The following is an 11,749-nucleotide window of genomic DNA, read 5'->3' on the forward strand; positions in this document are numbered from 1 at the left end:
CGGAAGCGTGTAGCACGATAGCCGGGTGCCGCACCCACCACCAGCCCCGCGCCCGGGCCTCGACGTGGATCCCGCCGTGCTCGGGCGCCGGGTCCGTGCCCTGCGCGAGGAGCAGGGGATCTCGCTGTCCACACTCGCCCGGCTCGCCGGTGTCGGAAAGGCCACCCTCTCCGGTCTGGAGCACGGCACCCGCAACCCGACCCTGGAGACGCTCTGGGCGGTCACCGCGCAGCTCGGCGTACCACTGACGGCGGTGCTGACGGAGCCGGCCGCCGGGCCCACCGTGCACGGCACCGCGGTCACCGCCACCCTGCTGGAGGTCTTCACCGACACCGACGCGACCTATGAGCTGTACCGGATGCGGGTCGCGCCCGGCCCCGGGCAGCTCTCCCCCGCCCACCCGGCGGGAGTCACCGAGCACGTCACCGTCTTCGCCGGGGTGCTGCGCGCCGGGCCGGCCGACGCACCGCTGACCGCCCCGGCCGGCGGTCACCTCCGCTGGGTGTCGGACGTGCCACACAGCTACGCGGCGGTGGGCGATGAGGACGTCGCCGCGAGCCTGCTCCTGCGCTATCCGCGCCGCTGAGACCCCGCCGAACGGTCACGGACCGTCGGCCCCGTCGACGAAAATCGCAATCATTTCTCGACCTAGGTAGGAGGCGTAGAGACGAATGCGGGTTGTTCTTGGCAAGCTTGACCCCATGACGCTGATCCTCCGCTCGGTCATCCTCAACGACATCGGCTTGGTGCGCACCAACAACGAGGACTCCGCCCTCGCCGGTGACCGCCTGATCGCCGTCGCCGACGGCATGGGTGGGCTGCCTGCGGGCGAGGTGGCGAGCGAGATCGTGATCCGGATCCTGGACGAGCTGGCTCCGCCCACCGACCCCGACGGCGCCGCCGACGCGCTGCGTGCCGTGGTCAGCACCGCCAACCAGCGCATCCACGCCGCCATCACCGTCGACCCGAGCCGGGACGGCATGGGTACGACGCTCACCGCGGCGCTGCTGGCCGGGGAGACACTGGTGCTGGCCCAGGTGGGCGACTCCCGCTGCTACCTGCTGCGCGAGGGGGAGCTGACCCAGCTCACCCGTGACGACACGTTCGTGCAGGCGCTCGTCGATCAGGGCACCCTCTCTCCCGAGCAGGCCCGCCACCACCCGCAGCGGTCCCTGGTGACCCGGGCCGTGCAGGGCGCCGACACCCCACCCGCCGTCGGGGTGCTCACCGTGGTCCCCGGTGACCGGCTGCTGCTGTGCAGCGACGGGCTCTCCGACTACGTCGAGGACGAGGCCATCGCCGCGGCCCTGGGCATGTACGCCGACCGCCAGCAGTGCGGTGAGCAGTTGGTGAAGCTGGCCCACCACGCCGGCGCGCCGGACAACGTCACAGTCGTGGTCTCCGACGTCGTCGCCCGCTGACCCGTACGGCTCACTCGGCGGCTCACCCGAACCGACTGGTTCGGGTTCCGCTGCCACAGTAGGTGGTTGTGCCATCTAGCTTGCGCCGCTACTGTCCGACGCGTGGATTCCGACCGGCGCGGGCAGTGGCTGCGGGGGGTGCTCGACATCTGCGTCCTGGCCCTGCTGTCCAAAGGCGAGTCCTACGGCTACCAGCTCGCCCAAGCGCTCGACGCGGCGGGCGTCGGGCCCATCCAGGGCGGCACGCTCTATCCCGTGCTGCTGCGCCTACAGAAGACCGGCCTGGTGACCGCGCAGTGGCGCGAGGGCAGCGCCGGGCCGGCCCGCAAGTACTACCGGCTCACCGACGACGGGCACGCGGCGCTCCGCGCCGGCGGCAGCGCCTGGCTCACCTTCGTCCAGCCGGTGAACGACATCGTCACGAAGGGGGTCACCCGGTGAACGCCGACGATTGGCTGCGTACGCTCACAGCCGAGCTGCACCAGCGCCGGGTCGCGGCGGACGCCGCACGGCACGTGGTCGCCGAGGCCGCCACGCACCTACGCGAGGGCGGCGGCGACCCCTGGGTCGTCTTCGGCCCACCCCAGCAGTACGCGGCTGCGGTCGTGGAGAGCATCGGCGCGGCGCCCGGACCGCGCCCCGGGCCGGTCCGGCTGCACGCGGCGGGCATCACCAAGCGGTACGGGCGACGAACCGTGTTGCGCGACGCCACGCTGACCGTCCGGGCCGGACAGATCGCGGCCGTCGTCGGCGCGAACGGCTGCGGCAAGAGCACCTTCCTCCGGATCTGCGCCGGACTCATGTCACCGGACGCCGGTGAGGTGACCGTCTCCGGGCGGCTCGGCTACTGCCCGCAGTCCGGCGGCACCGCCGACTTCCTGCTCGCCGACGAGCACTTCGTGCTGGTCGGCGCCGGCCAGGGTGTGGCCCGCGGCCCGGCCCGCCGCGCCGGTCGGGCGGCGGCCCGGCAGCTCGGCTGGGAAGCGGGCGGCGACGTGCAGGCCCGCCACCTCTCCGGCGGCACCCGACAGAAGCTCAACCTGACCATGTCCACGCTCAGCGCCCCCGACGTGCTGCTGCTCGACGAGCCGTACCAGGGCTTCGACCAGGGCACGTACGTCAATTTCTGGGACCAGCTCAGCAGGTTGCGCGACGCCGGCACCGCCATCGTCGTGGTAACCCACCTGCTCAACCAACTCGACCGGGTGGACATCGTGCTCGACCTGACCCCGGCACACGAGACCGGGTGGCACGCACCCGGCATCCAGGGAGGCCGCCCGTGAACCGGCTCGTCACCGTCGCCGAGATGACAGTGCGGGAACTGCTGCGGCGTCGAGGCGTACTCCTGCTGTTGTTGTTGATGCCGTTGACCTTCTACCTGATCCGGCGGGACGCCTACCTCGGGCAGTCGGTTCGCTCGCTGCTGCTCGGCGTGGGCTGGGCGGTGAGCACAGCGGCGCTGTTCGCCACGACCGCGGCGCGCGAGTTGGAGCCGAGGCTGCGACTGGCCGGCTACCGCCCACACCACCTCTATCTCGGTCGGATGCTCGGTCTGTGGACGGTGGGGCTGGTCATCTCCGTACCGTTCTTCCTGCTCCCGATGGTCGACAGCGCGGACCTGCGGTACGGCGGCCTGGCGGCGGCGCTGCTCTGTTCCGTCGCGGTGGCGGCGCCGTTCGGGATGTTGATCGGTGCGCTGCTGCCCCGCGAGTTGGAGGGCACGCTGCTGCTGCTCACCGTGGTGACGGTGCAGATGCTGATCGACCCGGCCGGATCCGGGGCGAGGCTGACGCCGTTCTGGTCGAGCCGGGAGATCGCCACCTGGACTGTCGACAACACCGACCAGGGCTACCTCTCCCGTGGCCTGCTGCATGGGCTCGTCGTCACCGCCCTGCTGGTCCTGGGCGTGGCCGCGGTGGCCAGCGTCCGCCTGCGCCGCCGTCGCCACCTGCGGCACCTGCCGGTCGGCTGACCGCCGTGCCGGCCGCGGATCGGGCCAATCCGGTTGCTGCGACCCGCGCGGCGGGTTGAGATGGGCGAATGACCATCCGCCGGGTGACCGACGACGACCGTCTCACCACCAGCTTCCCGTTGGCCGCGTACGCCTTCGAGTCCTCGCCGCTCAGCGCCGCCCGGACCGCGGAGTTCCGCGACTACCTGCCCTACAACCAGGGCAACCGGACGCTGATCGCCGAGGAGGACGGCACCACGTTGGCCGCCGTCTCGGCCATCCCGATGCGACAGAACCTGCGCGGGGTGGTGCTGCCGATGGCCGGTGTCGCCGGGGTGGCGACCCATCCGCTGGCCCGCCGGCAGGGGCACGTCCGGACGTTGCTGCACCAACTCCTCGACGAGATGCGCGACGAGGGCCACCCGCTCAGTGCGCTCTATCCGTTCCGGCCCAGCTTCTACGCCCGGTTCGGCTACGTCGGGCTGCCCAAGCCGCGCCGGGCCACCTTCACTCCCGCCAACCTGGGTTCGCTGCTCCGGACGGACCTGCCCGGCGAGGTCGTGTGGGAACGCGTCGCCGCCGGCTATCCGACGTGGCGGGCGTTCACCGAGCGCAACCTCCAGGAACGACACGGCTTCGCGATCTTCCCGGACTACCGGGCGGTCGGAATGCGTGACCGTGACGAGTACTGGCTGCTCACCGCCCGGGTCGGCGGGGAGGTCACCGGCGCGGTGACGTACCGGATCGACGAACACGGCGGCACGTTGCACGGCAACGAGCTGTTGGTCACCGACCCGCTCGCGCGGGCACTGCTGTTGCAGTTCTTCGCCCGGCACGTCGACCAGATCGAACGGATCACCGTTCAGGTTCCCCCGGACGAGTTGCCCGAGCTGTGGCTGACCGACCTGGACGTGCACGTCGAGGCCCGTACGGCCGTGCCGGGTTCGTCCGCGCCGATGGCCCGGCTGCTGTCGCTGGACGCGTTGAGCGGGCTGCCCGCCGGCCCGGGCCGGGTGCGGATCGAGCTGACCGGGGACCGCTGGTTGGCCGGCACCCACCTGCTCGACGGCGCGACCGGCGCGCTGGAGTTGGTCGACGACACCACCGGCCGCGCGCCGACGGCCACGCTCACCGCCGCCGGGCTCTCCGCCCTCGCGTACGGGGTGCTGGACCCGACCGAGCTGCCGCTACGCGGCCTGGGTGAGGTGCCGGTGGACGCCGCCACGGAGCTGCGCGGCCTCTTCCCCCGCCGGGTGCCGTACCTCTTCGCCGACTTCTGAGCCCTCCTCACAATCGGGTTTGTCGCCTCGGCGACCGTGGGTACGGTCCCGCGAATGCCGGAGTGGTTACAGGCGGGTGGATGGGGGCTGCTGGCCGGGTCGGCTCTGCTGGTCGGGGCGGCGGTCGGCTGGTTCGCCCGGGTGCCGCAGCGCGTCATCGCGTCGATCATGGCGTTCGGCGCGGGGGTGCTGCTCTCCGCCGTGTCGTTCGAGTTGATCGCCGAGGCGCACGCGCAGGGCGGGCTGCTGCCCACCGCTCTTGGCGCTGCCGTCGGCGCACTGGTCTACACCCTGGCCAACGTGGCTCTCGCCCGGCGCGGCGCCCGGCACCGGAAGCGGTCCGGCGACCAGCAACCCTCCGAGAACGAGCAGCCTGGTTCCGGCTCGGCGCTCGCCGTCGGCGCGCTGCTCGACGGCGTACCGGAATCGGTAGTGATCGGCGCCAGCCTGCTCGGCGGCGGCACGGTCAGCCTGGTGACGGTGGCGGCCGTGTTCCTCAGCAACGTTCCGGAGGGGCTGTCCAGCGCGGCCGGCATGCGCCAGGCCGGCCGCAGCCGACGGTACGTGTTCCTGCTCTGGACCGGGATCGCGCTGATCAGTGGCGTCGCCGCACTGGTCGGCAACACGCTGCTGGGTGGCGCGCCGCCGGAGGTGCTGGCCGCCATCACCGCGTTGGCCGCCGGGGCGATCCTCGCCATGATCACCGACACCATGGTCCCGGAGGCGTTCGAGGACGCGCACCTGCTGGTCGGTCTGATCACGGTCGCCGGCTTCCTGACCGCGTTCGCCCTCTCCCACGCCTGACCACCGCTCAACCGGCGGCGGGCGTGGCTTAGCGGCGCATTAAACCGGCTCGGCGGATTCGTCGCGACACCGTCGCGGCTCCTAGCATCACGGGGTGCGCATGACGTCGCTAGCCGCTCTCCTCGTCCTCGGTGTCGCCACCGCGACCCTGCCCGCCTGCGCGGCCGACGACCCGGCCCCCGCCTTCGAGGCCGGCTCGTCCGCCTCGCCGACGGCGGCGCCCACCGGCGGTCAGGGCGAGGCTCCGGGGGCTCGCGACGGCCTCGGCGGCCCGGGGGCCAGCGCGAGCCCGAAGCCCGCCAACAAGGTGCTCGCCGCCGGCAACCCGAACGGCAGGGCCACCGTGCCGGCCGAGGCGCGGGCGGTGGACACCTCGAAGCCGACCCGGACCATCGGCACCGGCACCCCGGCGAGCTGCACCTCCGCGGCGGTCGTGAAGGCCGTCGCGGCCGGCGGTGTCATCACGTTCAACTGTGGACCGGCCCCGGTCACGATCAAGATGGCCGCCACCGCGAAGGTCCGCAACGCCAACGGGCCGAAGATCGTGCTGGACGGCGGCGGCACTGTCACGCTGAGCGGCCAGGGGCAGCGCCGCATCCTCTACCTGAACACCTGCGACGAGGCCCAGGGCTTCACCACCTCGCACTGCCAGAACCAGGATCACCCGCAGCTCACCGTGCAGAACCTGACCTTCGCCGACGGCAACTCCACCGGCGAGAAGGCCGAGGGCGGCGGCGGTGGGGCAATCTTCGTCCGCGGTGGGCGGCTGAAGGTGGTCAACTCGCGCTTCGTCCGCAACCGGTGCGACCGCACCGGCCCCGACCTGGGTGGCGCGGCCGTCCGGGTGCTGAGCCAGTACGAGAACAAGCCGGTGTACGTGGTGGGCAGCACCTTCGACGGCGGTTCCTGCTCCAACGGAGGGGCGCTGAGCAGCATCGGCGTGTCGTGGGTGGTGCTGAACAGCCTGCTCAGGGACAACGAGGCGATCGGCAGCGGCGCCAACCCGGCCAAGTCCGGTACGCCCGGCGGCGGCAGCGGCGGCGCGATCTACTGCGACGGCAACGAGTTCACCGTACGGATCGCCGGCACGATCATCGAAAACAACAAGGCCAACGAGGGTGGCGGCGCGGTCTTCTTCGTGAGCAACAACCGCACCGGCACCATGAAGATCGAAAACTCGACCCTGCGCCGCAACCCCAGCGCCAAGTTCGAGACCCGCGGCTTCCCCGGCATCTTCTTCCTGGGCGCCCGCAACCCCACGCTGACGGGCTCCAAACTGAGCTGAGGCTGCGTATCTCAGTAGGGGTTTCCCTGGCCTGGGGGCGGGCGCGGAGGAGGGCGGCGGTGCGGCCGGGCAGGTCCCGTGCGCCGGACATCGGTGGGCTCGGCGTGTGGTCGCCGTCGGCCATCCCGGCGAAGAGTTCCTTGAGCGCCGCCAGCGCACTGATCCTGGGCTGCCAGCCCAGCTCGGTCTCCGCGCGCTCGCTGGACATCAACGGGGCGTTCAGACCCAGCTCCACCCAGCCCGGGTCGACCGGTTGCAGCCGCGCCCGCCAGGTCAGCGCCGCCGCCACCCGCAGCACCGGCGCGGCGACCGGCACCGTCCAACCATGGAAGTGCCGGGCCACCAGCTCCGGAGTGAGCACCGGGTCCGCGGCGACGTTGAAGGCGCCGCGCGCATCACCCAGCACCGCCCTGGTGTACGCGTCAGCCACGTCATCGGCGTGCACCGCCTGCATCCGCAACCGGCGGTTCGTCGGCACCAGCGGGATCCGGCCGTAGCGCAGCAGCCGCACCGGCGCCAACGGGCCGAGGAAGTACCGTGTGATCTCCGCACCCGCGGCCCGCTGGAAGATCAATCCGGGTCGCATCCGCACCACCCGCAGCGTCGGCTGATCCCGTTCGACCCCGTCCAGCAGCGCCTCCACCTCCGCCTTGTGCTCGCTGTACGACGAACCGGGCACACCGGTGGCCGGCCACCGCTCACTGATCGGGTGATCCTTGGGACCGGGCGCGTAGGTGCCGACCGACGAGGCGTACACCAGGGCTGGCACACCGGCCTGGACCACCGCGTTGATCACCGCCCGGCTGCCCTCGACGTTGGTCCTGCGCAGCACCCGCTGGTCGTGGCTGGGCTGGATCTGCCAGGCCAGGTGCACCACCACGTCCGCACCCGCGAACACCTCGGCGAGCTGGCCGACCGCGCTCGGCGCGCCGATGTCGCAGGAGTGCCACTCCACCTGGTCGTACGGCTCGCCCGCATCCGGGCCGGGCAACCGTCGAACGACCCCGGCCAGCTCCACGCCCCGCTCCCGGCGCAGCCGCCGCAGCAGCGCCGTACCGACGTTGCCGCTCGCCCCCACCACCACGATCCGCATGCCCGACCCCGTACCCGCCCAGCCGCAGCTCAACCACCCACCCGCACGCCCAGCCCGCACGCCCAGCCCTCGCAGCGCACGCCCAGCCCCGCAGCGCGCCCCGGGCGCCCTGTCCCCGCAGCGCGCCCCGGGCGCCTTGATCCACTCGACTTCCTGTAAGTCGGGGCATCCCCGCGCGCAGAACACCCCGACTTCCTGAATCCCGAGTCGATCAAGGGCGCGGTGAGTCCCGTACCCAGCCGTGCTTCTCCTTCCCCCGCCGGCCGGTGGTGGCCGCCAGGCAGCGAGGGCAGATCCAGCCCACCGCGTCCGCCTCGGTGAGCACGTCCGTGCCGGAATAGTCGAACCGCACATGCGGGAAGCGACGCAGTCTGGTCCGGCTCAGGGCCAGGCCGCAGACCGTCTGGTTCTGGCCGGGCAGCCAGGCGTGCACCTCCCCACCCGGCTGGCGTACGCCATCGGGCCCGACCTCCTCCCCGGAGGCCGCCACGGCCGGCGAGCTGCTTGGTCTCATGCCCGCTCTGGTTCCCCACCGACCCACACCCATGCGCCGCCGCGCGAGGTCGCCTGATTCACCCAGCTCACCGACCCAGCGCCTCGGACCCTCTGCATCGCCCCGACAGGTGGTGATCAACTGCGGCGGACACCGGCCGGCCGCAGCCATCGACGGCCGGCCGGAAGCCGAGAGCCGTCGACGCTCACCGTCGGGTAACCTGAGCGCGCGGGCCGCTAGCTCAATGGCAGAGCTGTGGACTTTTAATCCATAGGTTCAGGGTTCGAGTCCCTGGCGGCCCACTCTTATGCAGGTCAGCGGCCTTTATGCGGCCGCTGTTGCCGTGATTCGGGCCGGTGCAGCAGCGACGTACGGCCGTAGCCGGTTACCGGTCCGGCGAATCACGGCCCGGCCGTGACGTGTCCGCCTAGGTGATCATCGGGCAAGCTGGTAAGTGATGACCCCGCTGCCCATCTTGACTACCGGACTTCCGTCGAGACCGGGTCGAGGAAGAAGAGGCACTGGGCGGCTTTGAACTCGCCTACCTCGGCGACGAAGCGGAACTTGTCGCCTACGCCAACGGTGGCGGGGATCTGCTTGCCGGTAAGTTTCAGGTCAAGGATGTTGACGTCCTCGTACTTGAAGGCCGGGCCGACCGTCGTGTTCGGCCCCTTGTCGCCTGGGCCCAGAAGGAAGTCGTAGCGGGTGTCGTAGTCACCGTGGGGCACCATGTTCACGAGCGAGCCGTTGAACGCGACCGTCTTGCCCTCGTGCCTGGTCGCGAAGGCCAGGTTCGCGTCGTCGCAACTGTCCGCCTTCAGCAGCGCGGCGAACTCCGCATTGTTCTGCGGCGTGATCACTTCAGTGGCAGCCGACTCGACAGCGGTCGGAGCCGGCGTAGCCGACGGTTTCTCACTCACAGCAGCCGTCGACTTGTCTGACTCGTCATTCTTTTCGTCTCCGCCGCTGAGTGCAGAGGCGGCGCCGATGACGACGGCCAGGATCACGAGGACGGCGGCCGCCGCACCCATAAGGAGCCACGGCTGCGGCTTCTTCGGCCGACGGAAGTCGACGGTGGAGCGAAGCGTGCCTGGGGCCTGTTGCACGAGCTCCCAGCCATCCTTCTGCATCTTCGCGATGACCCAGCCGTCGGTGCCGCGAACTGGCCGTACGGTCTTGTACTCGTACTTGATCTCGTCGGCCATGCGGCTCCGCGCCCCCTGAATGGACTGATCGCACCAACTGCCTGGCGCAGCATAGGGGACAGACACAACCGACACCGGCTCTATGTAACGCCAGGCTGATCGACGACGCCGGACGAGTGGAGATCTTGATCTCCAGTCCGGCCTTCACCGTCCTGGGAGGGCCGTCACCTGCAACGTGAGGAACCTATGCGCCCTCGTTCCCTTTCCCGCTCGATCCGACGTACCTTCTCCAGCTCGCTGGCCACCCTCGCCCTCGTCGGGGGCGCGGCTGCGCTCGCTCCGGCCGACGCGGTGGCGGCCGGGCGACTCCAGCCCGATCTGGTCGTCGATCTGATGATGACCAACGTGTTGAACCCTGCGGAGGGCGAGACCTTCAACGCCCAGATCGACATCCGGAACTACGGCACTGGCGCGTCGGACCCGATCAGCGTCACGGTCGCGGTGCCCGCCGGGCTCAGGACCACGACCCCGTCGGTCGGTGACCCGGGCTGGACCTGCACGGCAGTGAGCACGACGAGCTACACGTGCTCGCATCCGCAACTGGCGGCTGGCGGTCGGGCGAGCCGGCTGTTCGTGCCGTTCGTCGTGGCCGGCGCGGCACCGGGCAGCAGGGTGCCCGTGACCACGAGCATCACCCCGCAACGCCGCGAGATGAACACCGACAACAACACCGGCTCCGTCACGGTGGCGATCTCGGGCACGTGCGTCATCCGCGGCAGTGTGTGGCACGACCTTGACCGGGATGGGCAGCGCGACGCGGATGAGCCGGCCATCGCCGGTGGCCCGGACGGCGTGTTGGACGTGCGTTTGTGGAATCGGCAGGGACAGGCCATCGGCGGTGGCTCGGCCACCGTCAACCCGGACGGAACCTGGTCGATCACCGCCCGCACCGAGCTGTTGTACGAGGTCCGGGTGGAGGCGGCCGCCACGTACGGTCGGACTGTCGCAGACGTGGGTGACGACGCCACGGACTCGGACATCGTGACCTCGTACCAGTTCGAGCCGACTCTGCTCGTCGCCAGCGCCGAGTTCCAGGCCGTACATGGCGGAGAGTACGTGGTCGACGCCGGCCTGGTCACCCAGAACTGAGCCCCTCGCCGCCCGCCCGAGATTTTCGGGCGGGCGGCGACCCGGACAGACAGCAGCGGCTGTTGATCGCCGCGCCGTCGAGACAGCTCCAGTCGACGACGAGTTCGGCACCTGGCGCCGGGGGCTGACGTAGATATCCTCTTCAGGTGCTGGCTCGTGTGGAGATCGTTGACACGGGTCCGGCGCTGCGAAGGGACTATCGAACATGCCCCGTGTGGTACCGGCGGTCATCCGCGCACTCGACGTCCTGGAACTGTTTCTGGACTGCCCCCAACTGTCGGCCCGCCAGGTGATGGAGCGACTCGATCTGCCTCGCACGACCGTCCACGAGTTGCTCGTGACGCTTGAGGCTCGCGCGTACCTGATCTCCATACCGGGTCAGCCCGTGCAGTATCGGCTCGGCATGCCGCTGTTCCAGTTGGGCGCGGCGTTCGCGGGCCGGCTTGATCTCGTACGCGAGGCGCAGGGCGTCGCGCGGGACGTTGCCGCCGCGTGCGACGAGGCGGTTCATGTGGCGGTGCTCGACGGCGCCGATGTCATCTATCTCGTCAAGTTCGACAGCACCCACCCCGTTCGGATGGTCTCCGGGGTCGGGCTGCGGCTGCCCGCGCACTGCACGGCCGTCGGCAAGGTACTGCTGTCGGCTCTCGATCAGGCGGACCTGGATGCCGTCCTGCTGAAGGACCCCCTGCCGGGCATGACGCCGGACAGCATCACCGACCCGGATCTTCTTCGTGAGCATCTGAACCGTGTCCGGGCGGAGGGTGTCGCGGTCGACATCGGCGAGTCGGACACCGCGATGCGCTGTGTCGCTGCGGGGATCCGGGACCATACCGGCGCCATCATCGCTGGGATGAGTCTGTCCGCGCCGATCATTCGTTGGACGCCTCAGGTGCAGGTGGAGTGGACCGGGCTGGTTCGCGAGGGCGCGGCTGTGTTGTCGGCTCGCATGGGCTACCGGGCGCAGCCTCGGTAGGCCACCTCCCGCTTTCGGTTCGAAACAACATCGAAACATTGACATCGCTCATCACGCTGCCCTAGCGTCGCGACCACTCGATACGGTATATCGAACCTAGTTCGAAATCTCGAACGGCGGTGGTCCCGTGACTCGACCGAACTGGAACGTCA

Annotated in this window: 12 protein-coding genes, 1 tRNA gene and 1 pseudogene; 11 read left to right on the forward strand and 3 right to left on the reverse strand. The window is 70.6% G+C overall.

The window, feature by feature from the left end:
- Positions 1-25: 25 nt before the first annotated feature.
- The 8 genes from ACIA47_RS09110 to ACIA47_RS09145 all read left to right on the forward strand — a co-directional run bounded on the left by ACIA47_RS09110 (position 26) and on the right by ACIA47_RS09145 (position 6,741).
- On the forward strand, positions 26-586 hold the full coding sequence (locus tag ACIA47_RS09110) for a helix-turn-helix domain-containing protein (protein ID WP_396706735.1): 561 nt from the start codon (positions 26-28) through the stop codon (positions 584-586).
- Between the two features lie 115 nt (positions 587-701).
- A complete protein-coding gene (locus ACIA47_RS09115) occupies positions 702-1,421 on the forward strand; it encodes a PP2C family serine/threonine-protein phosphatase (RefSeq protein WP_112586332.1) in 720 nt (239 codons plus the stop codon).
- 102 nt (positions 1,422-1,523) lie between these two features.
- Positions 1,524-1,862: a PadR family transcriptional regulator gene (locus ACIA47_RS09120; protein ID WP_112677569.1), complete on the forward strand. Its 339-nt coding sequence runs from the start codon at positions 1,524-1,526 to the stop codon at positions 1,860-1,862.
- Positions 1,859-2,704 (forward strand): ATP-binding cassette domain-containing protein, encoded by an 846-nt coding sequence (locus tag ACIA47_RS09125; protein WP_396706737.1) that lies wholly within the window; start codon positions 1,859-1,861, stop codon positions 2,702-2,704. The genes ACIA47_RS09120 and ACIA47_RS09125 overlap by 4 nt, the downstream gene beginning before the upstream one ends.
- Positions 2,701-3,393, forward strand: coding sequence for an ABC transporter permease (locus ACIA47_RS09130; protein ID WP_396706739.1), 693 nt, complete (start codon positions 2,701-2,703; stop codon positions 3,391-3,393). Before ACIA47_RS09125 ends, ACIA47_RS09130 begins: the two co-directional genes overlap by 4 nt.
- Positions 3,394-3,461: 68 nt before the next feature.
- Positions 3,462-4,652, forward strand: a complete 1,191-nt coding sequence (gene eis / locus ACIA47_RS09135; protein ID WP_396706741.1) for an enhanced intracellular survival protein Eis — start codon at positions 3,462-3,464, stop codon at positions 4,650-4,652.
- A gap of 54 nt (positions 4,653-4,706) precedes the next feature.
- A complete protein-coding gene (locus ACIA47_RS09140; RefSeq protein WP_396706743.1) occupies positions 4,707-5,456 on the forward strand; it encodes a ZIP family metal transporter in 750 nt (249 codons plus the stop codon).
- A 100-nt stretch (positions 5,457-5,556) separates the two neighbouring features.
- Positions 5,557-6,741, forward strand: coding sequence for a hypothetical protein (locus tag ACIA47_RS09145; RefSeq protein ID WP_396707337.1), 1,185 nt, complete (start codon positions 5,557-5,559; stop codon positions 6,739-6,741).
- A 433-nt stretch (positions 6,742-7,174) separates the two neighbouring features.
- Here the strand turns inward: ACIA47_RS09145 and ACIA47_RS09150 are convergent.
- Together ACIA47_RS09150 and ACIA47_RS09155 are read right to left on the reverse strand one after the other, a co-directional pair.
- Positions 7,175-7,834, reverse strand: a pseudogene (locus tag ACIA47_RS09150) (NAD-dependent epimerase/dehydratase family protein); the annotation flags it as partial.
- A gap of 211 nt (positions 7,835-8,045) precedes the next feature.
- Positions 8,046-8,348 carry a hypothetical protein gene (locus tag ACIA47_RS09155; protein WP_396706744.1) on the reverse strand — a complete coding sequence of 101 codons (303 nt, stop codon included), beginning with the start codon at positions 8,346-8,348 and terminating at the stop codon, positions 8,046-8,048.
- Between the two features lie 209 nt (positions 8,349-8,557).
- Here ACIA47_RS09155 and ACIA47_RS09160 point away from each other — a divergent pair.
- Positions 8,558-8,629: transfer RNA gene (locus tag ACIA47_RS09160), tRNA-Lys, on the forward strand.
- 177 nt (positions 8,630-8,806) lie between these two features.
- On the opposite strand, the gene ACIA47_RS09165 is transcribed toward ACIA47_RS09160, so the two are convergent.
- Positions 8,807-9,532 (reverse strand): DUF4839 domain-containing protein, encoded by a 726-nt coding sequence (locus ACIA47_RS09165; RefSeq protein ID WP_396706746.1) that lies wholly within the window; start codon positions 9,530-9,532, stop codon positions 8,807-8,809.
- A gap of 186 nt (positions 9,533-9,718) precedes the next feature.
- On the opposite strand from ACIA47_RS09165, the gene ACIA47_RS09170 reads away from it, so the two are divergent.
- Positions 9,719-10,621, forward strand: coding sequence for an SdrD B-like domain-containing protein (locus ACIA47_RS09170; RefSeq protein ID WP_396706748.1), 903 nt, complete (start codon positions 9,719-9,721; stop codon positions 10,619-10,621).
- Positions 10,622-10,826: 205 nt separating this feature from the next.
- Positions 10,827-11,597, forward strand: coding sequence for an IclR family transcriptional regulator (locus ACIA47_RS09175; protein WP_203122243.1), 771 nt, complete (start codon positions 10,827-10,829; stop codon positions 11,595-11,597).
- Positions 11,598-11,749: the final 152 nt, after the last annotated feature.

Source organism: Micromonospora sp. NPDC051227, assembly GCF_044455385.1.
Classification (GTDB): Bacteria; Actinomycetota; Actinomycetes; order Mycobacteriales; family Micromonosporaceae; genus Micromonospora.